The organism is Bilophila sp. 4_1_30 (assembly GCF_000224655.1).
GTDB classification, from domain to species: domain Bacteria; phylum Desulfobacterota; class Desulfovibrionia; order Desulfovibrionales; family Desulfovibrionaceae; genus Bilophila; species Bilophila wadsworthia.
The window spans coordinates 1089686-1114149 of the sequence record NZ_JH114231.1 but is presented as its reverse complement, the minus strand read 5'-3'; the positions used below and the strand labels follow the sequence as shown (position 1 = coordinate 1114149).

Sequence of the window (24464 nt, the reverse complement as noted above, 5' to 3'; positions counted from 1 at the left end):
TGGGCATGGCAAGCACATACACGTTGAGTTGTGAAGCGAAGCGGTTGATGAGCCCGAGCGAAACGTCGGTGAGCAGGCAGGCCACCACGATGGGGCCTGAGAGCAGAAGCATCATGAGCAGGAGCCAGCTCACGCGCCCGGCGAAGAACAACGGGAGGTTGATGTCCTTAAACACGCTGAGCGGGATGAGCTGCGTGACCGGCCAGATTTCGTAAGAGGCGTAAACCACGCCAAGCAGGGCGAGGAATGCGCCGGTGGAAAAAAACAGGTAGACGGCGCTCTGGAAAAAGAACGAGCCGAGCGGCGAAGTCTGTTCGCCGGACAGCGGATCGGCCCCTTCCGCCATGGACGCGCCGCGCTGGTTGTCGATGAAGAAGCCCGCGCACTGGATGGTCCAGAACAACATGCCGGACAGGTAGCCGAGAAGCATCCCGATGAGCGTTTCTTTGACAAGGATGGCCCCGTACAGGGCGAACGTGGAAGGAGAGAGGCCCTGCGTTTCGGGGAGGCTGGCGACGATGGCGGGGTGCAGTACGAGATAACAGGCAAAAACCACGGTCGTCCGCAACTGCCCCGTGAGGATGTTCCCGCCCATGAACGGGGCCACCTGCACGAGCATGAACAGCCGGGGCATCCCCACCAGCAGCGCCAGCAGTTGCTCGAAAAGGTGCAGTTCGTTGAACAGTGCCTGATAATCCAAATGAAGCCTCCGTGGAAGATGCAGGCCGCTTTGCAACGTGCCGCCCGGCGATGCCGCTGTCTCCCCCTATCCTAGCCCTCTTCTTCGCACCGGGGTCTTCCCCGGCCCTCGCCAATCAGCGTATCATGTAGAAACGGCTGAAAATATCGTCCGCATAGCGAAGGATTTCACCGCTGAGCCATCCCCCCATGATGAAGAGGGTCAGGACTACGGCCAGCAGCTTGACGCCGAAGGTCAGCGTCTGTTCCTGCAACTGGGTGATCGCCTGAATGAGGCTCAACAGGATGCCGATGAGCGAGGCCACGATGATGGGCGGCATCGACAACATGAGCACCAGATAGAGCGCTTTCATGGCGTAATCGATGGCGGCTGATTCCATAGTGCTGTCCGGCGCGGGGGTTCCGCTGACGGGACTCCCGCCGTGCGGCCTCCCCACCAGTCAAAAAGTTTGGGGGGATAGGGGAGGGGGTGCGGGGGAGGGGAAAGGAGACCCTTTCCAAAGGGTCCCTTTCCCCTCCCCCGACTCTCTCTCTCTCTCTCTCTCTACAACCTGATCCTGCTGACGGGCTGGATCGAGATCTCGGGCGTGACCTCTTGGTACGAAACAACGGGCAGGCCGTAATGCTCGCCCTCGATAAGCCTGCGCACATACCGCCGGATGTCCATGGAAGCCATGAGTACCGGCTTCTGCGTGTTGGCCGTATACTTCCCGGCGGACTCGGTTACGGCGCGCAGGAACCGCTGCGTCGTATCGGGATCGAGCGCAAGGAATGCGCCCGCCGAGGTCTGCCGGATGGCCTTGCGGATCGTCTCCTCGACCGAGGGGTCCAGCAGGATCGCGGGCAGCATGTTCTGCCCCTTCGAATACATGTAGCTGATCTGGCGCTTCAGGGCGCTGCGGACGTACTCGGTGAGCATGACGGTATCCTTTTCCTTGGGGCTCCACTCGATGAGCGCTTCAAGGATGCTCCGCAGGTCGCGGATGGATATCTGCTCCTGCACCAGCCGCTGGAAGATTTCCGCAATACGCTGCGTGGGCAGCAGGCGGGTGGCTTCGCGGACCAGATCGGGGGCGCGTTCCTCCATCTTGTCGAGCAGGTACTTGGATTCCTGCATACCGAGGAACGATGAGGCGTGCCGGGCGAGCAGCAGCGAAAGGTGGTAGGCGAGGATGCGCGCATGGTTCATGATGCTGATGCCCACGCGCTCCAGCGACGCGGCCTTGGACTCGGGGACCCAGAGGGGCTCGACGTCGGGCAGGAACCGTTCACCGAGCTTGAATTCCACGCCAAGCATGGACAGGTTTTCGCTGGTATCGCGGGCGAGGACCATGCCTTTTTCGAGTTTCCCCCGCGACATGGGGATTTCGTTGACGTTCAGGACGTAGGAAAGCTCCGGCAGGCCGGGGTTGGGCCGGATGTTGATGCCGGGGAAGGGGACGCCGAGATCGAAATAGAGCGCGCGGCGCAGGTTCGCCAGTTCCTCATTGAGCGAAGCGTAATCAAGAGATGCGCCCATGTCCTCCGAGATATCGAGGATAATGGGCACGGTGGGCGCGAACTCGTCCCGCGCCGCGCCGGGGCGGGATTTGGGGCGGGCCGTGGGCGTGAGCGACTTGGAGAGTTCCTCTTTGGCGTCCGGGGCCTGCGGGGTTTCGTTGACGCGCTTGAGCACATAGCCGAGCCCGCCGAGGAGGGCCGCCAGCGTGAACAATTGCGGCTTGGGGAAGCCGGGGATGAGGGCGAAGAGGAACACCAGCCCGCCCGCCATGAGCAGCGCCTTGGGCTGGGCGAAAATCTGGACGCCTATTTGCGAGCCCACGTTGTCGTCGGAATCGCCGGTACGGGTGATCAGGATGCCCGCCGAAATGGAGATGAGCAGCGAAGGGATCTGGGATACCAGCCCGTCGCCGATGGTGAGGATGCCGTAGGTGTGCAGGGCGTCCCCGGCGGTCATGCCGTTCTGGGTGATGCCGATGATCGTGCCGCCCACGATATTCACGACGGCGATGATCATCCCGGCGATGGAGTCGCCTTTTACGAACTTCATGGCGCCGTCCATGGCGCCGTACATCTGGCTTTCCTGGCTGATGCGCTCGCGGCGGCGCTGCGCCTCCTCCATGTCGATGACTCCGGCGCGCATGTCGGCGTCGATGGACATCTGCTTGCCGGGCATGGCGTCGAGGGTGAAGCGGGCCCCGACTTCGGCCACGCGCTCCGCGCCTTTGGCTATGACGAGGAACTGCACGATGGTCAGGATGAGGAAGACCACCGCGCCGACCACGAAGTTGCCGCCAAGGGCGAATTCGCCGAACGTGAAGATGATTTCGCCCGCGTCCGCCTGAAGCAGGATGAGGCGCGTGGTCGTGATGTTGAGGCCCACCCGGAACAGGGTGGTGAACAGGAGCAGCGTGGGAAAGACCGAGAAGTCCAGCACCGTCCGCACGTACATGGTCATCATCAGGATGGTGAAGGACAGGGCCATGTTCACGCCGATGAGCGTATCCACCACCGGCGTGGGCAGCGGGATGATCATCAGCGCGATGACGGTGACGAGCAGGAAGACGATGTTGATGTCGTTGTGGCGCGTGACCACGCCGACGGCGGAACGGGCCGTGGTGAACAGGCTCATACGCGTTTGCCCATGCCGTTGAAGGGGGGCTCGGCCAGCGCTTGCGCGGACGGACCGTTGCCGGCGAGGTACAGGTATTCGTTGACCGCGGCCCTCGCTTCATCCTTGCGCCCCTGCTGCCAGAGCGCGCGTGCCCGGAGCAGGTGCAGGGCGGCATGGCGGGTGGAGAGGGTTTGCCCGTCCATGACCCGGTGCAGGAGCTGGAGGGCTTTTTCGGCATTGCCGCGATCCGTTTCAATGGCCGCGAGCGTAGCGGCGGCCCTCCGGGAAATGGCGTCCATGCCTTCGGGGGCGAGCTTGTCCAGCGCCGCGAAGACCGTGGCGGCATTGTCCAGACGCCCCATGCGGTAATACAGATATCCCAGAATGGACAGAGTGTTGCGCTGTTCCTGCGTAAGCGCCACCTTAACCCCCTATCATCAGGCCCATGTAGGCGTTGAGGAGTTCCTTGTTTTGTAGCAGCGGGGCCAGTTCGCCGTCGGCCAGCGCCCGGACGGCGGGATCATCGGAATCCTTCAAGGCTTCCAGGCATCCCGCGAGGTTGCCGGAAAACACCTCCGGGCGGAGGATGTCGCCGTCGCCCGCATCCGGGCAGAGCGCCTGCTCCACGAGGTGGTGCGCATTGCTCGGGGAATACAGTTCCTCAAGCCCGGCCTCGCGCAGGACATTGGAGGCGAGGGGCCTCGCCTCGGGGATGCCGCCGCGCGTTGCCGCCGGGCTCTCCATGATGGTCTGGATGCCGAGGGAAGGATCCAGAAGGTTGATGCTCGGCATGGCTGTTCTCCTTTGCCGGTAAGAAAACCGAGGTTGCGGAATCAGGCCTTGGCGACGGTATCCATGACGCCGCTGAGGAACTGGACGGCCCTTTCGATGCCCGCCGCCGTCGCCTGTCGTTCGGGGAAACGGGTGAGAAGGACAATATTGCCCTTGTGCACCCCCCCGGACAGCGGCATGGGATCGGCGTGCCGGTAATGGCAGCGCTCGAGCACGCGGCGCGGGGCTTTCACGTCATACTCCGGCACGGCCCGCGCGAGGTAGACGAGCAGTTCGCGCTCCCCGGCGCTTTCGGCAAGCTCCAGGTGGAGCCGTCCGAGGCGCTCCACGTCGAGCGCGGCGAGCCCCGCAGGGGAAAGGGAAAAGGCGGGCATACCCATGCGTCTGCCGAATTCGGCGATTTCACGTTCGATCATCACGCGTCTCCCAAACTGGCGAGGTATTCGTCTTCACGCCGGATGGCGGTGTCCACGGATTCCTGTACGGCGTCGATGACCTTCATGCGGCCTTGTTCGCCGTCGAAAAGCTGGACGGGCAGGTTGCGGGCCATATTCAGGAGTTCCTGAAGGAACAGCACTTCGCGTTCGATATCCGGGGCCTTGGCCTTGGAGGCAATGCGATCGATCTGCATGGCTCCGAGGAAATGTTCTTTGCGCAGGTCAACCAGATCGCCGAGCAGCTCCATCGGAGCAAGCCCGCATTGGACCCCGTGGACATCCTGCCAGCGCTGGAGCAGGCGTTCGCACTGGACATGCGTGCTTTGCAGGAGGCGCACCTGTTCGAGGGTGGCGTGGACGCTTTCGAGATGGGTGGTTTCCATGCTCGGCACGTCCGTGGCGAGATCGTTGCCCAGCGCGTTGAAAAGGAAATCCATCGCCTTGCCGAAGCCCACATCGCCGTATTTCTCATGGATGTGGGCGAAGGCGGCGTTGACGTCCGTAAAGTCGCAGACGGTCTGGCGGTACAGGTCGCGCAGGCCGTCCGCGCTGTCCAGTTCGGGATATCCGGCAGCGGCGAGCGCGCCTTGGACGCCCGAACGGATCTGCGGGCCGTGTTCGGTTTCGAGTTCGGCGAGCCCTTGCCGGATATCTTCAATAACGGAAGGATCGACGGACGGATCATCCGAAAAGGCGTCGAGCGCCTCGGAAAGGGCTGCATAGGCGTCGCTCGGGTCCGGGAAGCGGTAAAGCGCCTCACGCGAAGCCTTTTCCCGGCCTTCGCGGGCGCGCAGGCTGTCCTTCAGGCGATCGATGTTCTGCGACTTGCCCGCCTCGTGCATGAGATCCTGATAGAGCTTGACGCGCTCGGCATAGGCATCTTCAGCGCGTTCCCGCTCCTTGCGGTCCTCAAGTTCGTATTCGTCAGTGGTGTCAGCCGCAAAGGTCAGTTCTTCGGCCGCATCGGCGAGCAGAGACATGGGGTCTTCCACCTGCGCGGCGGCGTTCCCCATAAGTGAGCCCGTGGCGAGAGAGCCCGCCGTCGACGCGGTTGCGCCTCCGGCCATCTGGCTCATAGTGGTGACGGAAAAATCTATGGACATGCCTCCTCCTGCCCGGCTCCCCGCCGGGAAATGAGTCGGCCCCCGTGCCTGGAGGCTGCGGGAACACGTGATTCCGGGAACCGATCCATACCGGCCCGCAAGAAATCATGCGAGAAATATGCCAATCATCGCCTAGCGAGTATCATAGGCCGCAACGTCTTACAAGCGCCTCCTTTTTGATTGATTTGGGTAATAGGCTGTAGTAGTTGTCAAAGAAGATTTATCAATAGATGAGAACAATGTTGGTAGATGCGAAGGCGAAATGATGCCAATATTGTTTGTTTTCTGCGCACGGAAAATCATGCAAAAAGGCTTGATGAGCCGAAATTCCCCGTATTTGTTTGTTTGGCACGGAACATGCTAAAAATGAAGCACCAACACAGGAGCAACGACATGGCATTCACGGAAAAAGACATGCAGGCTCAGGAAGAACAGCTCAACGCCCTCAAGGACGAGCTGTCCCGCCTCAACCAGAAATTTGATGCGCAGCTCAAGGGCATGGGGCTCACGGAAGACGATCTCAAGCAGCAGGAGGCGATGACGCCGGAAGTGGAAGCGCTCGTCGCCAAAGCGAAGGAAGAGGCCAAGCGCGCCGGGGAAGCCCGCAAGGCGCAAGCCTCCCTGGATAACCGTCCTTCCGGCAAAGCTCCCGGCGCGGGCCGCCGTGGTGTTGTTCGTCTTTAATCTTTTACGATATTAGGAGATGAGTATGAGTCAGGGTGTCGGTGGAGTCGGCGGTTCGGGAAGTATCAGCGGCGTAGGCAGCCTCGGCACGTGCACAAGCGTCAACTTTGTTTTTGCCAAGCTCCAGATGGAACTGGCCGCCTCGGCCAAGGATTCGGCCCTCGGTTACATCAAGCAAATCGAGGGGGCTCAGGCCGAACAGAAGGAAGTCGCCGACATGCTCCAGAGGTGCCGCGAACTCCAGAATCAGGCCAAAGACAGCGGCGGATGCACTGAAATGCCTGCGGATGTCCGGGCATTTATGGATAAAAACAATCTCACCTATGATTTGACCACCGGTGGAGTCAAAGACCCCACAAAGGCAACTGCGGACAGCTTGCATAATAAGGACGAGTGGGACGTGGCCATCCAGTCCCTGCAAGCCTACCAGGAAACCATCGGCACGGATATCCAGACCAAGATGGTGTATGTGCAGGACTTCATGGGCCAGTACAATTCGTATACGCAGGGCGCGAACTCGGCTATCCAGTCCGGTATGCAGACGCTTACCGCCGTGGCTCGCGGCCAGTAAAGATCCCTTTCGCAGGGGCAGCCCCGTCTGGATGGTTCCTGTACATGTGGGGATGCCCCTTCACCGGATGGCGGTTGCTTGGGGGGACCCGGATCTGCGGGCTGACCTTTCGCCAACACCCTTTTTCCCGCTGTTGCGGGTGGTTCCCGAGGAGCTTTTCATGACAGAACAGAAACGTGCGGCGGTCGAATATACGCAGGAAGAACTTGAAACGATGACCAAAGCCGTCTTGAACGGTGCCACCATCGGGGACGTATGCAACGTCTCTCAGGATATGTTGGAATCACTGTATAGCCTTGGATATAACCTGTACACGTCCGGCAACTACAAGGACGCCGAAACCGTCTTTTCCGGGCTGTGTCTGTACGATCACAACGATCCCCGTTTCTGGATGGGGCTCGCCGGAAGCCGTCAGGCCAACGGCAAGTATCAGGAAGCCGTGGACGCCTACGGGCTTTGCTCGGCGATGGGGGCGCTTTCCAGTCCCGTGCCCGTGCTTCAGGCCGGAATGTGCTATCTCAAGATGGGGGATCGGGAAAAGGCCAAAGGCTCGTTCGTTGTAGCGCTCTCCATGGGCGAAGAAGGCAACCCCGAACACGATGCTGCGCGAGGCAAAGCCTCGGCCATGCTCGCCATTCTCGAACAAGCCGAGAAGTGAGGTTCCCATGCCCAACTCCATTGATTTTCAGGTCGGCTCGAAGTTCATGGAGCTTGCCGGAGGCGTTGAGGTAAACAACCTTCAGGAGGCCATCAAAAAGGCCCTGCAGGAAATCACGCTGCCGGATCTGCCGTCTTCCTCCCCCAGTGCGTCATCCTCATCTTCAGACTTGCCGAGGCTGGCCCCGCCCACGGCGGGAGGGCTCTCGCTCGAAACGCTGGCCCAGATGATCAGCAACGAGACGCGCACGCAGGCCACCAAAGACGGCGTGGCCTCCATCGACGCCAAGGGAAAAGAGCGCGCCGAGATCAACGAGAAGAAGCTGGAAGAGATCATGGATCGCCTCGACTCCATGAAATCCAAAGGTATCCTCGATATTTTCAAGAAGATTTTCAGTTGGGTCGGCGTGATTTTGGGGGCCATAGCCAGCGTCGCCACGATCGTGGCCGGGGCGGCTACAGGGAATCCCCTGCTCATTGCGGGCGGGGCCGTAATGCTCACTATGGCCATCAACAGCGCCGTGAGCATGGCGACCGACGGCAAGGTAAGCATCAGCGCCGGGATTGCCGCCGGATTGAAGGCGCTCGGGGTTCCGGAAGACATCGCCGGGTATGTCGGCATGGCCTGCGAGCTTGCGATCACCATCGTGGGCATCGGGCTGACTATGGGCGGCTCCTCTGCTTCCGCCATATCGAGCGCCAAGCAAACGCTGTCCAAGGTGGCCGAAACGACGCTCAAGGTGACGAATATCGCCAGCAGTGTCGTGCAGATGGGCAGTGGGGCGACGAATATCGCCGGTTCCGTGTACGATTACAAGATTTCCACCAGCTATGCGGATACCAAGGAGCTGGAAGCCATTCTGGAACGCATCCAGCAGGCGCAGGACATGGAGCTTGATTTCCTGAAGGGCGTCATGGAGCGCGCGGAAAAGATGCTCGAAGACGTCAACAATATTATTGAGGGATGTACCGAATCGCAGACGGCTATCTTGACCAACGTTGCGCCGACGATGGCCTAGCGCGGTGGAAGGCGGTGCTCTCACGTCACACTCCGGTTTTTCCGGTTGATGTGCGCGGAGGAAGAGGCTTGCGCCGCGTGATGGATGCGGCGTTTCGTGGGTGGCCGAGAGGGCAGTCCGCGTTTTCCCGTACCGGGATGAGCGGTGGCCTGATCGTATACGGGAAGGCCGTAAGCAGTAAGAGGATACGCATATGTCAGGCATACAAGGGTTGTCATCCGATCAACAACAGGTTTACAATCAACTGATAAACGATGCGGGGACGGTCAATGTTTCCCGGGCTGCCGTGGACAAGGAGCTGCAGGTTGCGATGGATGCGGGGCTTTCCTTTCAGGAGGCCGCCGCGCAGGTCCGCAACGATTTGCCGACGCTCACCCCGCCGAAAAGTTCTTCCGGATCACTCGGCGGATGGGTGGGCGTGGCCTCCCCGATGGCGAGCATCAATGCCCTCATTACGGAAATGAGCGCCGAACAGCGCAAGGAAAACCGTGAGGTCATGAAAGCGCAAACCGACAGTATCGCCATGTCGATGGAGCAGCAGGCCGATGAAATCCGTAAAAAGGCCGTGGCGCAGCTCGTCTGCGGCGTCGTGTCCGGGGCGATCAACATCGGCATGGGCGCTGTCCAGTTCGGCATGGGCATGAAGCAGCTGTCCGCAACCAAGGGGCAGGCGAAGGGCCAGCAGGAACTGAATGAGAACCAGCTGAATAAAGAAACGCGGGCCCTTGAGAAGCAGCAGCATACTCAACAGAAAGGGCTGAATAAAATTGCGAAGGACATAGACAAGCATGGAGCCGCCAGAGGGGCGGAGAAGCTTCGGGCCGAAGATCAGCTGCAGCAGACGACTGACAAGCTGAACAGAAGCCGTGCGCAGCTGGACGACGCCCGCGCCGCCACAGCCAATCCGAGCGCTGCGGAGCGGCGGGCTTCGGGGACCTCGCAAGCCTATGGCGTCATGGGGCAGTCCATGTCCCAGCTCGGGCAGGGAGTAAGCGGCATCGTCGGTTCCGTCGGGGATTTCATCGGGGCGCAGTACGACGCCGCCATGAAGGAGATGGAAGCCGATCAGGAGCGGATGCGGGCTAGCCGCGATGCGTTGAAGAGCATCAACGACAGCCTGTCCGAACTGATCCAGAAGTCGATTTCCACGCAGGACGCCATCCAGCAGAATATGAACCAGACCCGTTCACGGATTTTGGGATAGGAGGTCGTATGGCTATCAACGGCATTTCCACGCAACAGGTTTCGGGAATTTCCCCCAATGCGGGCGTATCTGCCAACGGGGGCGCGTCGATCGAGAGCGTGTCGAACGCCATCAGCGCGGCGGCGAACAAGGGCATTACGCCTGCGGGGCCCACGGTGACGGAACGGGACAGCCGGGGCTCCACCTATGGCTTCACGCCGTACCACGACCATGACGGCAACAAAATGGTCTATCTGGAAAGCCGCTCGGCGTCCGGAGTCGTTTCCCATATGCCGCTTAAACTCGAGCAGCTCGAATCCCTATGCTCCAGAAGGGGCATAGCCGTCCCTTCGTTGCAGTACAATTAGGGGGAGGATCATGGTAACGAACAGCGAACCGCAAGATCGGCTTTTGGAAGAATTGAGCGCATGTTCGGCGGCGCTGTCGGCCATCGCGGAGAGGCTCGAAGCGGAAGGGCGTTCCCTGGAGGCCCTGACGGATGCCGAACAACGGGAAATCGAGGCCCTCGGCAAACGGGTGGAGCGTTGTGACCGCCAGCTTGACGAATGCCTGAAGGATACGCCTTCGTGCGGGAAGGGCCCCATGCCGCACGTTTGGGGCATCCGCGTTTGATGATTGACAAGGCGTTGTGGAAGACCGCATAGTTCCCTCAAGGAGGCAACATGTCGCTTTTGCAGGAATCCGTTAACGCACTGACGGCGGCTGCGGGCTGGAAAAAGGCCTCTCCCGGCGCGGACGGCGTCTTCCGCTTTCGTCTTGAAGGCGATTTGGACATGGAGTTTTTTTCGCCTGATGGGCGGACGGGCATCCTGCGGGCCGATCTTGGCCCGCTTCCCGACGCGGAACAGGATGCGGACGAGCTCTTGCGGAAGTGCGCCTCCCGTGTGGCGGCGGCCGCACGTACCCGGAGGACGGTCCTTTCGGTGGATGAAGGCAGGTTTTCACTGCACCTTGTTGTGCCTTTGGCGGAGGGCGTTGCCTCGATGCCGGGATATGCCAAGGACTTTTTGAATGATCTGGCATGGTGGAAGAGACAGGTGCAGGGCGTTGGCGCGTTGGCGTTTTCTTTCTTCTCCGGTATGCAAGCCTGGAATATGGGGCGCTGATGCGTTGTCGTGGTGGCGTTTCGCTCTTGATGGTTTTTGCACTCGTTTTCGGAGTGCTTTTGGTTTCTTGCCCGGCGTTTGCCGTCCAAGGGGGATTTTCCCGTCCGTACACGCATTATGCGGACGATGAGGATCTGACCGTCATCCTCACGAACTTCGCCCGCTCGCAGGGGCTCGGCGCTTCGTTCTCTCCCGGCGTGGTCGGCAAGGTGAGCGGGCGCTTTGATGCCGTTCCCCCGGAAACCTTCCTGAAGGGGATGCAGGCCGCCTTTGGCGTGACATGGTATCGGCTCGGCTCCACCCTCTATTTTTACAGCGAATCGGAACTGTCGCGGACGTTCATCACCCCGCGGGCCATGACTGCGGAGCGCCTGTACCAGATGCTCCGGCAATCGGCGGTGTTCGCCCCGCAACTTCCCGCGACGCTCGCCCCCGGCGGCGCGATGATCGTCGTGTCCGGCCCGCCCACCTACCTTGCCCAGATTTCAGCCGCCGTCACCGCCTTTGAAGAGGCGCAGATCACCAATTTCGTGATGAAGGTCTTTCCGCTCAAGTATGCGTGGGCGGAAGACATGTCCGTCAACAGCATGGACAAGACGGTGACCATCCCCGGAGTGGCGAGCATCCTCAGGGCCATGGTCACGGGCTCGCCCAATTCCGCGACCCGGGTGACGCAGGACACCGCCACTGTGGACAAGCTGTCCGGCACCGGGCTCATCGCGCAGGGACGGATGACGCCCGTGGCTCCCGATGCCCCCGCCCCCGCCGCGCAGCAGGGCGGACAGGCCGCTCCGCAGAATGCCACGCAAGTGAACATCATGGCCGATCCGCGCGTCAATGCGGTGCTGGTCAATGATGCCGAATACCGGATGCCGTACTACGCCAAGGTTATCGCGGATCTCGACAGGCCCGTGGAACTCGTGGAAATCCATGCCGCCATCGTGGACATCGATTCCGACTTTAAACGAGATCTCGGCGTTACGTATCAGGGCGCGAACAGCCGGGACAAGGGCTGGAGCACCGGAGGTGAGTTTTCCGGCACCGGCGACAAATTTTCGCCTCTGCCCACGATGGGTACCCCGTCCGGAACGGGCATGAATCTGTCCACCATCTATACGCACGGGGCGGACTTCTTCCTTGCCCGCATTCAGGCGCTGGAGGCGGAAGGCGAAGCCCGGATGCTCGGGCGGCCTTCGGTGCTGACCGTGGACAATGTGCAGGCCACGCTGGAAAACACCAGCACCTACTACATTCAGGTGGAAGGCTATCAGGCGGTGGATCTGTTCAAGGTCGAGGCGGGGACGGTCTTGCGCGTAACCCCGCACATCATCCGCAACGAACGCGGCCAAACCTCCATCAAGCTCGCGGTCAGCGTGCAGGACGACCAGAACGACAGCAAGGATGCGCCGGTCAGCGACAACAGCGTTCCGCCCATCAAGCAGACGAAGATCAACACGCAGGCCATCGTGGGCGCGGGGCAGAGCCTGCTCATCGGCGGGTACTACTACGAGCAGAAGTCCACGGATGCCAGCGGCATACCGATCCTCATGCACATCCCCGTGCTCGGAAACCTCTTCAAGACGACGAGCAAGGGGACCAAACGCATGGAGCGCCTGATCCTCATCACGCCGAAGGTTATCCATTTGGATGAGATCCCGACGACGCCCCCCCGCGTGGACGAACCCACATTCCACAGATCGCCGACGCAGGCCGATTATGAGGAACGGGTTCCGGCGGCTCCGCAGAGCGGCTGCTCCCGGAAACGGCCCGAACTGGAGACGGTGACGCCCGCCACGGCGATCCCGTTGTCGCCGCCCGCGGCGCGGCAATCGCCCGGAGTACAGACGCAGGCACGGCCTGCGGGAGCGCTATGAGTGCCTCTGGCTTGATAGTCTTTCGTCTTTTTTCCGGCCCCCACATGGGGGCGGAACTTGTCTTGCCCGCAGGGAATCAGCTTGTAGGGTCCGACGACTCTTGCGACATCATTCTTCAAGACAGTTCAGTCGCTTCCCGGCACGCGAACATCGTCATAGGCTTTTCCGGGGACGGCGTCCCGTCCGTGCGGGTGACGCCGCTCGACGGCGAGATACTGCTTGATGGCGCTCCCTTGCCGTCCGACGGTGCGGACATCCCCGCGCGTACGCCGTTTTTCCTGGGCTTGACCTGCATGGCGTGGGCGGAGCCCGGCGAGTCGGCGGACGCATGGCGTCAGGTCGCGTCCGGCTTGCAGGAGCGGCGTTCGGTGCAGGAACGCCCGGAACCTGCGGAGCCGCAGCGCGAAGAGCCGGTCATGGATCTCGGTGATCCGATGATACTGTTGGAAGAAGGGACTTCTGTAGGCGCCAACGGCGTTGGCAAAACGCTTTGGGAGCGGTTGCGCTCCTTGCCGCCGCAGAGGTTGGCCCTGTCCTTTCTTCTTTTGCTGGGCCTGTGCGGACTGACCTTTTCCTATGCGGGCAGAACCCCGGATGCGGAAACGAGAGTCAAGGAAATCCAAACGATTATTGACGAAAACGGTTTTCGCACATTGGTCGTATCTCCTCAGAATGAAGGCGTCGGCGTGCAGGGAGTCTTGCGCGACGATTCCGAAAGGGCCGATCTGCTGCGCTTGGCACAAGGTGTGCAATACCCTGTTTATCTTGATGTGACGCTCCGCGGGGACAGGGTCGATGCCGTAACGTCAGCCTTCGCAAGCCGGGGATTCTCCCTCTCCGTGCAGGAGAAGACGGATAACCCGGACGACGGCCTGAACCTTGCCGGGTACATGAAGGACGGGCTCGTGGAAGAGCAGGCCTTTTCCGCCGTCCGCGAAGATGTCCCGGAACTGCGGGAGCAAGCCGTCTGGAGCCGTTTGGACCGGACTATCCGTCACGCCGACGCGGTTGAAGCGGTCCTGTTGCCGCTCTTGAAAGAGGCGGATCTGGCTTTTGTGCAGGTCCGGTTCCTGCCCGGAAAGGTGGAGCTTGCGGGCCGGTTCGATGTGGCCCAGCGTATCCGCCTGGACGGCGTGCTGGACAAGGCCCGTGCGGAACTCGGCGTCCCGGTCGTGTTCGATGTGGTTGCGTCGTTCGAGAAAAAGCGGTCTCAAGCCGAAGTCGGGCGTGAAGCCGCGGCGCCGCAGCAGGCGGAGGCGGGAGACGCTCCCGCGCCGCAAGCCGATGATGTGCCGGAACTCCGGGTAACCGGGGTAACATTGACGCCCATGCGTTTCATCAGTCTGGCTACGGGGCAGCGTGTCTTTGAGGGCGGTCTGCTCCCCGGCGGATATGTGCTCGAGTCCATCGACGTGAAGGAGTTGAAGCTCCGTAAGGATGGGCGGATAATCGTGTATCGACTGAGAGGTTCCAATGAGTGACGCGATGGTTTCCGTGCTGGATGTCCTTGACGATCCCCGCGCCTTGCAGGGCATCCGGGATGACGTTCTGGAAATGGATCTGGCCGTCAAACGGCATATGGATACGGGGTTGACCCCCGACGAATGGGCTGTGGCGCAGGCCGTCCGGGAAGCGACACAGGCTGCGTTGCATTCTATGGACAACATGGCGAAGTAAAAGGATTTCTAACCAAAGTGAGTTTGCCATGAATATCAACGGCACGAGTGGAACGCCGGGATTGAACGTCAATGAGCTGTTCAACAGCGGCTTGGATTCGATCAGCAGCAAGGGCAAGGATCTGCAGGCCAAGATGACCGAGATGCTGGGCAAGGACGAAGTCAGCCCCGAGGACATGATGGCCCTCCAGTTCGAAGTCGGGCAGTACAATGCCATGTTGGAATCGCTCTCGTCCGTCACGAAGAGCATGACGGATATGATGAAGAGCCTTGCCCAGCGTACCGGTTGAGTTCGTCTCCCGTCCGGAATCAGGTTCCGGGACCGCACCCCGGATGCTTTTGCGTGGCTCCATCCCGCGCATGGCGCGTCGGACGGGATGACGGACAAGGAGAAGGGGCTGTCCCCTTCTCCCCTTTTTGCGTTTAGCCGGGGTTGCCCGAGCTGCCCGCATCTTTTTACGATTGGAGAAACGCCATGCTGTCCGATACCCAGATCAGCCGTTTGCTTGATGTCGCCAACGCTGCATGTCACGGAGGAAACGTGGTGGATGCGCGTGCCATGTACGCGGGGGTGCTCGCGCTCCGCCCGGGATTTGCGCCCGCTCTCATGGGCAAGGCCCTGAGCCATATTGTGGTGGATGATTTCGACGAGGCGGAACGGCTCCTGAAAGATGAAGTGCTGGCCGCCATGCCGGAAGATGAGGACGCGCAGGCGCTGCTTGGTCTGTGTTACACCTTGGCGAGGCGGCAAGGCGAAGCCGAAGCTGTGCTTGCCCCGCTGGCCGCCGGCGAAGGCCCGAGAGCGGAGCTGGCCGCCGGGTTGCTTGAAAAACTCCGGCAAGAACCGTAGGCTGGTGTAATCCGGCGGAGGTAGTCGTGGACATTTCCGGTCTTGGGGCTTCAAAACTTTTGGAGGCGCTGGAAAAGCTGGGCGTCTCCAAGGGGGCCGAACTGCGGAGCCTTGGCCCGCAGGGAGAACCTCCCGCCGAGCTGGTGCGTGCCTTCGAGGATGCGCTGCGCGCGCCGGATGGACAGGGCGGCCCGTCCGTGCAGGGCGTTGCCGAAGGCTCACAGGGGCACGGCCCTTTTGAGGGGACCGGACAAGATATCCCGGAAGTGACGCGTGCGGATGAGGCAAGCCCTCCGAACCCTTCCGAAGATCCCGTGTATGGCATCCCCGAGGGGAGCCGGGTTGACGGCATCGGCGGCACGATGCGGATAGAATCGCCTTCCGGGACGCAGGCCGTGGAAGGGCGGACGGATGCCGTTCAGACGGACGATATGCAGGAGCTGGCCCGGCTGCTCGAGCGGGTCGGCGGCGGGAACGCTTCCGCGACGGAGTTGTACCAGCTGCAATTCCTTGTGGGAATGCTCCGGGTACAGGCTACAGGCGGGGCGAAGTTGTCGCAGCAGGTCAATCAGGGTTTTGAATCGTTGTTGAAGCAGCAGGGGTAGAATGTGACGGAAACGGGGCGTGGACATATGACGGAAGCACATGGGTCCGGGAAAAAAGGGATGCGCTGGCTCCCGTTTCTGCTGGTGTTGCTGCTCTGTGCGGCGCTTCTGGGCTGTCAGGTAGAAGTGTACCGCGGGCTGACCGAGGCGCAGGTCAATACGATGCTGTCCACGCTGCTCAAGCGCGGCATCCGGGCCGAGAAAACCGCCGCTGGAAAGGCTGGGTTCACCTTGTCCGTGGATGAGGATCAGCTCGTTCAGTCCCTTGAAATACTGAAAGAAAACAATCTCCCTCGGGCGGACTATGAAAACCTTGGCAAAGTTTTTTCCGGGCAGGGGATGATTTCGTCCGCCTCGGAGGAACAGGCTCGCATGGCCTACGCCATCTCGCAGGAGCTGTCCGACACCTTTTCCCGTATCGACGGCGTGCTGACGGCCCGCGTCCATGTGGTGCTCGGAGGTACGGATCAGGCCACCGATACGCGTACCCTGCCTTCCGCCGCCGTTTTCCTCCGCCATACCCCGGATTCGCCTGTCGTCAACCTGGTTGCCAAAATCCGTGAGCTTACGTCCAAAGCTGTGCCGGATCTCGACTATGAACGTGTTTCCGTCATGCTCGTTCCGGTTCGGGAACAGGTTTCCGTACCCATGGAGCCAACCCCGAAATTCCTCGGATTGCCGATCGCGCCGGAGAATGGGCCGCCATATGCCTTGATCGGCGCGGGGATCGTCTTTTTGGCGGCGCTCGCCGGATTTGTGCTGTTGGCGCTTTCCCTGCGTGATGCCCTGCGGAAGCGCAAAGAGGCGGCGAACGCCTCGGAAGATCAGTCGTCGTAACGCTGGCACGACCGGACAGGTATGCATACCTCGTTTTTTTCCGACATCATCGCACGGAAACCCGCGCTGTTTCGGGCTATGCTGGCCTTCAACGGCCGCTTGGGCTCCGCTGCGCCGGACTGCCCCGAAGAGTGGCGCGTTCCCGGTTTGGACACGGCGGTTGTGGCGGCGGAACTCTCGCGGCGTGGCTCGCCCGTATTGGCGTGGCCTGTCGCGCCGCCGGAAGAAGGGTTCTGGGATTTCACCGACGAATCACGGCGTTTGGCCTTCCTGAGTGCGGAAGAGTTGGAGCGTCTGGGCAAAGTGTTCGGCGTGTGTGTCCACGCTGCGGAGCTGGCTCGCATTATCACCCGGGAGCCGGTCTTGGCCCTGCGTGAAGCCCTGGGGGAACCGCTGTACCGCTATGGCATCCAGCGCGGGCAGTATCAGCTCGGCAGTGTGCGGCAGTTTTTTCTGAGCCGTGACGTCCGGGAGCCGTTGCTGGAACGTATGCAGCGCCACGGCCGTCTGGCGATTGCCATTTGCCGCGCTCCTTGGCCCACAGCCTTGAAGGAACGGGCCGCCGAGAATCTTGAGGATGCGCCGCTGTCGGTGTCGCCTGCGGTTCAGCGGGCCGTATGGTTTGGTCTGAAGAAGCTGTTGCTGAAGGAGGTTGCACCGCAATGGGCTCCCTGTTTCGATTGACCGGGGACACGGTAACTCCGTCCGCTGGGACGCGTGTGCTCAAAGCCTCTGAGGCTGCCGCCCTTCTGGAGGCCAATGCCGTGCTCGACGCGGCCCGTGAGCGTGTGGCCGACATGGAGCGCAAGGCCGGGGAGGCCTATGAGCGGCGGCGCGAGGAAGGTTACCGCGACGGCGTGGAGGAAGGCCGCCTCGAACATGCCGAGAAGGTAATGGAAACCGTGCTGTCGTCGGTCGAGTACATCGAAGGCATTGAGGCCACGTTGGTGAATGTGGTTGCTGTGGCCGTGCGCAAGGTCATCGGCGAGATTGACGAAAACGAACGCATCGTCCGTATCGTCCGCAATGCGCTGGTGACGGTCCGCAATCAGCAGCACGTGACGATCCGCGTGGCACCCGCCGATGAAAAGGCCGTCAGGGCGGAACTGGCGTCCATGCTGGCTTCCGTGCCGGGCGGGACCAGTTTTCTGGATGTCGTGCCGGATGCGCGTCTTGAGCGGGGGGCGTGCCTTTTGGAAAGCGAGCTCGGCGTGGTCGATGCCAGCCTCGAGACACAGCTCAAGGCGTTGGAAAACGCCCTGCGCTCCAAAATCGCTTCATAGCGCGTACCGATTGCGGGAACAACGCCGACAACCGCTTCAGCCGCCCGCCTCAATGTGATCGCAGCCCGATTCATTGGTGTACACGGTTCCTCCATTATAGAGCGGCGTGTGCCGTTGCACGGCACGGATTGAGAAAGGACGTTTTGGGGCCACGCCCGCATTTTCGGCTCTTGCGGAGGGGCGATTGGGCGAACCTGCTTGGATATCGCGGATATGGTTTGACAAACGGATGGATGCCCTATGGCCTTTGAATATATCGGAGCGCTTCTTGAGGAAGCGGTGCAGTCGACCGCCTCGGTGGAGGTGCGGGGCCGCGTGGAGCAGGTCGTGGGGACCATCATCCGGGCCGTGGTGCCGGGGGTGAAGGTCGGCGAACTGTGCATCCTGCGCAACCCGTGGGAGGACTGGACGCTCCGGGCCGAGGTCGTGGGCTTCGTGAAGCAGGTGGCCCTGTTGACGCCGCTCGGCGATTTGCAGGGTATTTCGCCCGCAACCGAAGTCATCCCGACGGGGGAAATCCATTCCGTGCCCGTGGGCGAAGATCTCCTCGGGCGCGTCCTGAACGGGCTCGGCGATCCCATCGACGGCGGGCCGCCGCTCAAGCCCCGGACCCACTATCCGGTTTACGCCGATCCTCCGAACCCCATGCTCCGCAAGATCATCGACAGGCCGATTTCTCTGGGCCTGCGCGTGCTCGACGGGGTGCTTACCTGCGGCGAGGGCCAGCGCATGGGCATTTTCGCGGCGGCTGGCGGCGGTAAAAGTACGCTCTTGTCCAGCATCATCAAAGGCTGTTCCGCCGATGTGTGCGTGTTGGCGCTGATCGGCGAGCGCGGCCGCGAAGTGCGTGAGTTCATTGAGAACGATCTTGGCCCGGAAGGGCGGAAAAAGGCCGTGCTGGTCGTCTCCACATCCGACCGCTCGTCGATGGAGCGTCTCAAGGCCGCGTACACGGCCACGGCGGTGGCGGAATATTTCCGGGATCAGCACAAGAGCGTTCTGCTCATGATGGACTCGGTGACCCGTTTCGGGCGCGCACAGCGCGAGATCGGCCTTGCCGCGGGCGAGCCTCCGACCCGGCGCGGCTTCCCCCCGTCCGTGTTTTCGACGCTTCCCAAGCTGATGGAACGGGCGGGCAATTCGGACAAGGGCTCCATCACGGCGCTGTATACCGTACTGGTGGAGGGCGACGACATGACGGAGCCCATTGCGGACGAAACCCGCTCCATCCTTGACGGGCACATCATCCTGTCCCGCAAGCTGGCGGCGGCGAACCATTACCCCGCCATTGACGTGCAGGCCAGCGTCAGCCGCGTCATGAACGCCATCGTTACGAAGGAGCACAAGAAAGCCGCGCAGGCGCTCCGCAAGGTGCTGGCGAAGTTCGCCGAGGTGGAATTGCTCGTGCAGATCGGCGAATACAAGAAAGGATCGGATAAGGAAGCCGACGACGCGCTGGCCCGGATCAACGCCGTGAACGCGTTCCTCAGGCAGGGTTTGGACGAAAAAAGCACTTTTGAGGAAACGCTGCAGGCGCTGTATAAGGTGGTGGCCTGAGCGTGGAAAAGTATCCGCTGGCTCCATTGCTTAACGTACGCGAATACCGGGAGGATGCGGCCAAGAATGCACTCAGCGCCGCCGAGCGCGCCGTGGTTGAGGCGCAGGAGGCGGTGGAGCGGTGCCGCGAGGAGTTGGAACGCTACAAGGTCTGGCGTCAGGAAGAGGTCGAGCGCCGCTATGACGCGATCATGGGCAAGGGCCTGAGCCTCAAGGAATTGGATGTGTTCAAGGTCGGGCTCGGTGCGCTGGCCGATGGCGAGTTGAAGCTGGAAGAATCTATCGTCCAAGCGCTTGAAAACGTAAAAAAGCGTCAGGAGGACGTACGCAAGGCCCGGGAGGCCGCGCGGCAGGCTCAGCACGAGACGGCCAAAATCGTGACGCATCGGGACATCTGGCTCGTCGAGGCCAAACGCGAGGCCGAGCGTCTGGAAGATTTGGAAATGGAAGAATTCAAACCGTTGCCGCCTCAGGGGACCGAAGGCGAGCTCTAGGGGCGTTTCACCCTCGAAGGGGCAGGAAGCATTGGGGGAAAGGAAGGGAAAATTTTCTGGAGAGACGTTTTTTCCATCCGGCTTCCTCAAATCTGCCGATACGGAAGCTATCCCGCTCTTTCCAATGCCTTTTGTGTCCATTATGTTCTTACGGCATTTTGGGAATTGAGCGCCGGTTGGAGCGATAGCCCTTTCAAAATAAAGAAACCCGTCCATAAGCGGAGGAATGCGGGAGGTGTCGTATGGCTGACTTTATGAAGGTGGATATGTCCCGGCTCGGGCAGGCTGAAGGCCGATCTGCGGATTCCGGCATGGCCGCGCCGTCAGGTGCGGACGTGGATACCTTTCGGCAAGCCATGCGGCGGGGTCCGCTTGACGAACGGCAGGGGTCCGGAGGAGAGGAGTCCGACGGGGGACGTGGGGCTTCCCGTGCTCCTGACGAGGATACCTCAGCCGAGGCCGAGGCGCTTTCCAGCATGTTTTCCCGGATGACCGGGCCGTTGGATACGCTTTTTGCCGGACGCACGGCGCAGACGGCTGAAACGGCGGCTCCGTCCGGAGATGCTCCGGATTTGGGTGCGCTGGCGGAAAAGCTCGTGGAGCGGATTCTGGTTTCCGGGCCCGACGGGGGCCATGAGATACGCCTCACCCTTGGCAAGGATGTCCTCCCCGGAACCGAAATCCGGCTTCAGCGCGGGAGCGACGGCGTGCTGTCGGTACATTTGGCGACGGACAACGCGGCATCCTTTCAGACCCTCGTCGGCGCACAGGAATCCTTGAAGGCGCGGCTTGGGTCGTTTGAGAAGGATGTTCGCGTCGAAGTGATTTCTGAACGGGGTGGGGCCGAAGCCGAGAGCGGCGATGGGCGTAGGCAGTCGCGCGGCGAGTATGTCGTTCCGGACGAACGGGATGCCTGACCCCGACGCACGGGGAGGGATGCCGCGCCAGCCGTTTGAAGAGGCGCAGCCCGAAACTTTTTGTAACAGCCCTCCATTGCCGGGGGCGGAGGAGTACATGGAGATACTGCCTTTCCGGGCTCCGGCGCTTTCGCCGCTTGAAGCGCACGTCTTCAACCTGCTGTGCACGCGGGCGCAGCCGTGGCCCATTGATGTGGCCGGTACGCCGTGCGCGTTGGAGGCCGGGGGCCTTGTGGCTCCGGTCCATCCGGTGTGCGCTTTTGACGTCGTTTGCGGCGAACGGACATGGCGCGTGGAACTCGGCAGCCTGCGCTTGCTGGCTTTGCATCCGGCAGTGGCGGATGTGCCGCCGAACGCCGCACTGCCCGAGGCGCTGCAGTTGGCGGTTCTCGACTTGCTGGCCGCTCCTTTGGCGGAACTGGCGCAAACGTTTTTGCATATGCCGCTAGCTGTCCGCAACGCCCGGATGATCGAAGCGGCGGAACCGGCCGTTTGTGCGCTTCCCCTGACGTTGCGCGTGCCGGTGGGGGCGGGGGCCTCAGCAGAGGCGTATCCAATCCCTGTCAGGCTGTGCCTCCCGGATCGGGAGAGCGCGCTCGAACTGGCGGAACGTCTGGACGCCTTGCCGCGCCGCCGCGCACTGGGGCTTGCCGGGGACGTGCCGGTTCCGGTCAGCCTCGAAGCGGGGAGTATGCGTCTTTCCGTCAACGAGCTGTCTTCCCTTGAACCTGACGATGTGCTGCTGCCGGAAACCTATCCGGCGCGTGAGGGCCGCGTTACGCTCCGCCTCTGCGCCACGTCTCGTTCCCTTGCGTTCGCCTGCTCTCTCGCGGAGGGCTGCGCGACCATCCTTTCTGTCTTGAATCCCGAGGAGGGGCCCATGTCCGACGAAAACAATACGGCTGCCGGGGCCGCGCCGTCCGAAGGCGTCGATACCGGCGAACTGGAAGTGACGCTGACCTTTGAACTGGAACGCCGCCTCATGACGGTGCGGGACGTGGAGACGCTCGCCCCCGGCTATACTTTCGCGTTCGGCGGCGATGCGCTCGCCCCGGTCACGCTGTATGCCAACGGCAAATCCGTCGGCAAGGGGCGCCTTGTGGATCTGAACGGGACGCTCGGCGTACAGGTCGTCAGCCTCGGCAAGGTGGGAGAGTAGGCATGACGGGCGTCAATCCGTTGTATTTCATTGTGGGCATGGCTTTGCTGGGCCTTGCTCCGTTTTTCCTGATGATGGTCACGTCCTACGTGAAGATCGTGGTGGTCACGTCGCTTGTCCGCAACGCCCTCGGCGTGCAGCAGGTCCCGCCCGCGATGGTCATGAACGGCCTTGCCATCATATTGAGCCTGTTCATTATGGCCCCCATGATGATGAGTACGATGGACATCGCCGAGAAACTCCAGATCAGCGCGGAGCCTTCGCCGAAGGAAGTCATCGGCATCGTCGACAAGCTGTCGCCGCCGCTGCGCAAGTTCCTTTCAGACAATACGGAGGACGGCGTGCTCCGGGCCTTCATGAGTACGGCGAAGCGCATCTGGCCCAAGGAACAGCATGATCAGATTTCCAAAGACAACATGCTGATCCTCGTGCCCGCGTTTACCATTTCCGAATTGACCAAGGCGTTTCAGGTGGGGTTCCTGCTGTATTTGCCGTTTATCGCCATCGACCTTATCATTTCCAATATCCTGTTGGCGATGGGCATGATGATGGTATCTCCCATGACCATTTCCCTGCCCTTCAAACTCCTGCTTTTCGTGACCCTTGACGGGTGGCTTAAGATCAGTCAAGGATTGCTCTTAAGCTACAAATAGCAACAACATCAGGAAGAACGTGTATGCAAGTTGTCACATCGGAACAGGGTTGCGTCAGTATCATTACGCTTACCGGAAGGATCGACGCAACCACGGCGAGCAGTTTTGAAACCTCCTGCCGTGAGCTTCTGGATTCCGGGGCCAAAAAGGTCGTAGTGGATCTTGGTGGTGTCGAATACATCAGTTCCGCAGGGTTACGGGTTATTTTGACGATGGTTAAGGCGAGTAAGGCCGCCGCGGCGACGCTGGCGTTCTGTTCCATGCAGTCGATGGTGGCGGAAGTTTTCAAGATTTCGGGATTCAGCTCCATGCTCCCCATTTACGCCACGCGCGACGAGGCCGTCAGCGCCCTTTCCTGAGGAGGCGATCATGGCGACGCTCAGCGTTCCGGCCAGTCTTGAGCAGCTGGCGAATGTCAATACCTTTATCCACGAGACCATCCCTTCTTCGTACAGGCCGCTGATCCCGCAGGTGGAGCTTGCCGCTGAGGAACTTTTGGTCAACGTATTCAGCTATGCCTATCCGGATGTCCCGGGTGAGGCGCAGGTCGCTTGCCGGGAAGTGCGGCTCGACAACGTTCCGTATTTTTGCTTCAAGGTGCAGGACTGGGGTGCCCCTTTCGATCCTTTTCTTGAAGCGCCGGTCCCGGACGTATCGCTCGGCGTGGACGAGCGGCCCGTGGGTGGGCTCGGCATCCATTTGATCAAGTCCGTAGTGGCCCACTATACCTATGCCTACTACGAACAGTCGAATATCATCGAACTCTATTTCGCGCTGCCCGAGTGATCCGCGTCCTGAGTTTTTGCCTGGCGGCGGGGATGTTCGTATCCGGCACGGCTTCGGCGGGCGTCATCCTGCATGAGGAGCGCTCGACGGACGAGCGCCCGGCCCAACGCCTGCGCCCAGTGCATCCCGGCGCCCAACCCGAAAGCCCCTTGCCGCCGCGTCCCTCCATCCCTACTGAAAACCTGCTCGACCAGATGGATATTTACGCGCTGTCGCCCCATGCGGCGGCGCTGTCCCTGCCGCGCATGGTGTCGCCGCAACTGGTTCTCCGCGCCCATGCCGGAAAAGGGACGCTCCCTCCGCCCACCGTCTGGCGGGAACTCGTGGCCAAGGCCAGCGGCCGCTACGGGCTCGATCCCCGGCTTATCGCGGCGGTGATCAAGGTGGAGTCCAATTTCGAAAACATCGCTGAATCGGAGAAGGGCGCACAGGGGCTGATGCAGCTTATGCCGGGGACGCAACAGATGCTCGGCGTCATCGATCCTTTCGATCCCGAGGCCAATGTGGACGCGGGGAGCCGCTATCTGCGCCAGCAGCTTGACCGTTTCGGCAGGCTTGATCTCGCGCTCGCCGCCTATAATGCCGGGCCGGGCAACGTCCTGCGCTACGGGGGCATCCCGCCTTTTGCCGAAACGCAAGCCTACGTGAGCAAGGTGCTGTCGCTGCTGGATGCCGACAACTGAGCGCTCCGGCTATTCTTTTCAAGGAAAAGACTCTCTCGAAAACGTCCCCGCCGTATTCATCCGCGCTTCCTCTTCTTTTCCCCTTTCCCCACAGAGCCCGCCGACAGACAAAGAAAATCCCTCGCTGCACGGAAAAGCCGCCGCGAGGGATTCAATAAGGGTGAAAGCTTTTGGTGGAGGAGGGTGGTGGGGGAGGAGGCCTTC

Annotated in this window: 32 protein-coding genes; 25 read left to right on the top strand and 7 right to left on the bottom strand. The window is 61.4% G+C overall.

What is annotated here, in order from left to right:
• From HMPREF0178_RS05095 to sctW, 7 genes are all read right to left on the bottom strand, one after another.
• Window positions 1–700: EscT/YscT/HrcT family type III secretion system export apparatus protein (locus HMPREF0178_RS05095; protein ID WP_009379612.1), on the bottom strand; the 700-nt coding region annotated here is incomplete at its 3' end.
• A 115-nt stretch (window positions 701–815) separates the two neighbouring features.
• The gene (gene sctS, locus HMPREF0178_RS05090) at window positions 816–1079 is read right to left on the bottom strand and encodes a type III secretion system export apparatus subunit SctS (protein ID WP_005029245.1); all 264 of its coding nucleotides are present in this window, start codon (window positions 1077–1079) and stop codon (window positions 816–818) included.
• A 164-nt stretch (window positions 1080–1243) separates the two neighbouring features.
• A complete protein-coding gene (gene sctV / locus HMPREF0178_RS05085; RefSeq protein ID WP_009379611.1) occupies window positions 1244–3331 on the bottom strand; it encodes a type III secretion system export apparatus subunit SctV in 2088 nt (695 codons plus the stop codon).
• The gene (locus HMPREF0178_RS05080) at window positions 3328–3735 is read right to left on the bottom strand and encodes a tetratricopeptide repeat protein (RefSeq protein WP_009379610.1); all 408 of its coding nucleotides are present in this window, start codon (window positions 3733–3735) and stop codon (window positions 3328–3330) included. The genes sctV and HMPREF0178_RS05080 overlap by 4 nt, the downstream gene beginning before the upstream one ends.
• 1 nt (window position 3736) lies before the next feature.
• Window positions 3737–4105 (bottom strand): type III secretion protein, encoded by a 369-nt coding sequence (locus tag HMPREF0178_RS05075; protein ID WP_009379609.1) that lies wholly within the window; start codon window positions 4103–4105, stop codon window positions 3737–3739.
• A 41-nt stretch (window positions 4106–4146) separates the two neighbouring features.
• Entirely contained in the window at window positions 4147–4521 is a 375-nt protein-coding gene (gene sycN / locus HMPREF0178_RS05070; RefSeq protein ID WP_009379608.1) for a type III secretion chaperone SycN, read from the bottom strand.
• Window positions 4521–5645: a type III secretion system gatekeeper subunit SctW gene (sctW, locus tag HMPREF0178_RS05065; protein ID WP_009379607.1), complete on the bottom strand. Its 1125-nt coding sequence runs from the start codon at window positions 5643–5645 to the stop codon at window positions 4521–4523. The genes sycN and sctW overlap by 1 nt, the downstream gene beginning before the upstream one ends.
• Before the next feature lie 393 nt (window positions 5646–6038).
• Between sctW and HMPREF0178_RS05060 the strand changes: the two genes are divergently transcribed.
• The 25 genes from HMPREF0178_RS05060 to HMPREF0178_RS04940 all read left to right on the top strand — a co-directional run bounded on the left by HMPREF0178_RS05060 (window position 6039) and on the right by HMPREF0178_RS04940 (window position 24260).
• The gene (locus tag HMPREF0178_RS05060) at window positions 6039–6329 is read left to right on the top strand and encodes a hypothetical protein (RefSeq protein ID WP_005029257.1); all 291 of its coding nucleotides are present in this window, start codon (window positions 6039–6041) and stop codon (window positions 6327–6329) included.
• A 25-nt stretch (window positions 6330–6354) separates the two neighbouring features.
• Window positions 6355–6900, top strand: a complete 546-nt coding sequence (locus HMPREF0178_RS05055; RefSeq protein WP_009379606.1) for a hypothetical protein — start codon at window positions 6355–6357, stop codon at window positions 6898–6900.
• Window positions 6901–7060: 160 nt separating this feature from the next.
• On the top strand, window positions 7061–7558 hold the full coding sequence (locus HMPREF0178_RS05050) for a SycD/LcrH family type III secretion system chaperone (protein WP_009379605.1): 498 nt from the start codon (window positions 7061–7063) through the stop codon (window positions 7556–7558).
• A 7-nt stretch (window positions 7559–7565) separates the two neighbouring features.
• Window positions 7566–8576, top strand: a complete 1011-nt coding sequence (gene sctE, locus HMPREF0178_RS05045) for a type III secretion system translocon subunit SctE (protein ID WP_009379604.1) — start codon at window positions 7566–7568, stop codon at window positions 8574–8576.
• Window positions 8577–8769: 193 nt separating this feature from the next.
• Window positions 8770–9780: a hypothetical protein gene (locus tag HMPREF0178_RS05040; protein WP_009379603.1), complete on the top strand. Its 1011-nt coding sequence runs from the start codon at window positions 8770–8772 to the stop codon at window positions 9778–9780.
• An 8-nt stretch (window positions 9781–9788) separates the two neighbouring features.
• On the top strand, window positions 9789–10127 hold the full coding sequence (locus HMPREF0178_RS05035; RefSeq protein WP_009379602.1) for a hypothetical protein: 339 nt from the start codon (window positions 9789–9791) through the stop codon (window positions 10125–10127).
• 10 nt (window positions 10128–10137) lie between these two features.
• Entirely contained in the window at window positions 10138–10392 is a 255-nt protein-coding gene (locus HMPREF0178_RS05030; protein ID WP_009379601.1) for a hypothetical protein, read from the top strand.
• 50 nt (window positions 10393–10442) lie between these two features.
• On the top strand, window positions 10443–10886 hold the full coding sequence (locus HMPREF0178_RS05025; protein WP_009379600.1) for a CesT family type III secretion system chaperone: 444 nt from the start codon (window positions 10443–10445) through the stop codon (window positions 10884–10886).
• Window positions 10886–12760, top strand: coding sequence for a type III secretion system outer membrane ring subunit SctC (sctC, locus tag HMPREF0178_RS05020; RefSeq protein WP_009379599.1), 1875 nt, complete (start codon window positions 10886–10888; stop codon window positions 12758–12760). The genes HMPREF0178_RS05025 and sctC overlap by 1 nt, the downstream gene beginning before the upstream one ends.
• Entirely contained in the window at window positions 12757–14241 is a 1485-nt protein-coding gene (gene sctD, locus HMPREF0178_RS05015) for a type III secretion system inner membrane ring subunit SctD (protein WP_009379598.1), read from the top strand. Before sctC ends, sctD begins: the two co-directional genes overlap by 4 nt.
• Window positions 14234–14437 (top strand): hypothetical protein, encoded by a 204-nt coding sequence (locus tag HMPREF0178_RS05010; RefSeq protein WP_009379597.1) that lies wholly within the window; start codon window positions 14234–14236, stop codon window positions 14435–14437. Before sctD ends, HMPREF0178_RS05010 begins: the two co-directional genes overlap by 8 nt.
• A gap of 28 nt (window positions 14438–14465) precedes the next feature.
• Window positions 14466–14726, top strand: coding sequence for an EscF/YscF/HrpA family type III secretion system needle major subunit (locus tag HMPREF0178_RS05005; RefSeq protein ID WP_005029280.1), 261 nt, complete (start codon window positions 14466–14468; stop codon window positions 14724–14726).
• A 185-nt stretch (window positions 14727–14911) separates the two neighbouring features.
• Window positions 14912–15286 (top strand): hypothetical protein, encoded by a 375-nt coding sequence (locus tag HMPREF0178_RS05000; protein WP_009379596.1) that lies wholly within the window; start codon window positions 14912–14914, stop codon window positions 15284–15286.
• Between the two features lie 26 nt (window positions 15287–15312).
• Entirely contained in the window at window positions 15313–15891 is a 579-nt protein-coding gene (locus HMPREF0178_RS04995) for a hypothetical protein (protein ID WP_009379595.1), read from the top strand.
• A gap of 60 nt (window positions 15892–15951) precedes the next feature.
• Complete coding sequence (gene sctJ / locus HMPREF0178_RS04990; protein WP_009379594.1) at window positions 15952–16728, top strand: type III secretion system inner membrane ring lipoprotein SctJ; 777 nt, start codon at window positions 15952–15954, stop codon at window positions 16726–16728.
• 21 nt (window positions 16729–16749) lie between these two features.
• Window positions 16750–17412 (top strand): hypothetical protein, encoded by a 663-nt coding sequence (locus HMPREF0178_RS04985; protein ID WP_009379593.1) that lies wholly within the window; start codon window positions 16750–16752, stop codon window positions 17410–17412.
• Window positions 17413–17447: 35 nt separating this feature from the next.
• Entirely contained in the window at window positions 17448–18011 is a 564-nt protein-coding gene (locus tag HMPREF0178_RS04980; RefSeq protein WP_232281198.1) for an HrpE/YscL family type III secretion apparatus protein, read from the top strand.
• Window positions 18012–18251: 240 nt separating this feature from the next.
• Window positions 18252–19568, top strand: a complete 1317-nt coding sequence (gene sctN, locus HMPREF0178_RS04975; protein WP_005029293.1) for a type III secretion system ATPase SctN — start codon at window positions 18252–18254, stop codon at window positions 19566–19568.
• 2 nt (window positions 19569–19570) lie between these two features.
• Window positions 19571–20062: a type III secretion protein gene (locus HMPREF0178_RS04970; RefSeq protein ID WP_009379591.1), complete on the top strand. Its 492-nt coding sequence runs from the start codon at window positions 19571–19573 to the stop codon at window positions 20060–20062.
• Between the two features lie 242 nt (window positions 20063–20304).
• The gene (locus HMPREF0178_RS04965; RefSeq protein ID WP_009379590.1) at window positions 20305–20979 is read left to right on the top strand and encodes a type III secretion HpaP family protein; all 675 of its coding nucleotides are present in this window, start codon (window positions 20305–20307) and stop codon (window positions 20977–20979) included.
• Window positions 20980–21076: 97 nt separating this feature from the next.
• Complete coding sequence (gene sctQ / locus HMPREF0178_RS04960; protein ID WP_009379589.1) at window positions 21077–22138, top strand: type III secretion system cytoplasmic ring protein SctQ; 1062 nt, start codon at window positions 21077–21079, stop codon at window positions 22136–22138.
• A 2-nt stretch (window positions 22139–22140) separates the two neighbouring features.
• The gene (sctR, locus tag HMPREF0178_RS04955) at window positions 22141–22791 is read left to right on the top strand and encodes a type III secretion system export apparatus subunit SctR (RefSeq protein WP_009379588.1); all 651 of its coding nucleotides are present in this window, start codon (window positions 22141–22143) and stop codon (window positions 22789–22791) included.
• 23 nt (window positions 22792–22814) lie between these two features.
• Entirely contained in the window at window positions 22815–23150 is a 336-nt protein-coding gene (locus tag HMPREF0178_RS04950; RefSeq protein ID WP_009379587.1) for an STAS domain-containing protein, read from the top strand.
• Between the two features lie 10 nt (window positions 23151–23160).
• Window positions 23161–23577, top strand: coding sequence for an ATP-binding protein (locus HMPREF0178_RS04945; RefSeq protein ID WP_009379586.1), 417 nt, complete (start codon window positions 23161–23163; stop codon window positions 23575–23577).
• Window positions 23574–24260, top strand: coding sequence for a lytic transglycosylase domain-containing protein (locus HMPREF0178_RS04940; protein WP_009379585.1), 687 nt, complete (start codon window positions 23574–23576; stop codon window positions 24258–24260). Before HMPREF0178_RS04945 ends, HMPREF0178_RS04940 begins: the two co-directional genes overlap by 4 nt.
• The last annotated feature ends 204 nt before the right edge of the window (window positions 24261–24464 follow it).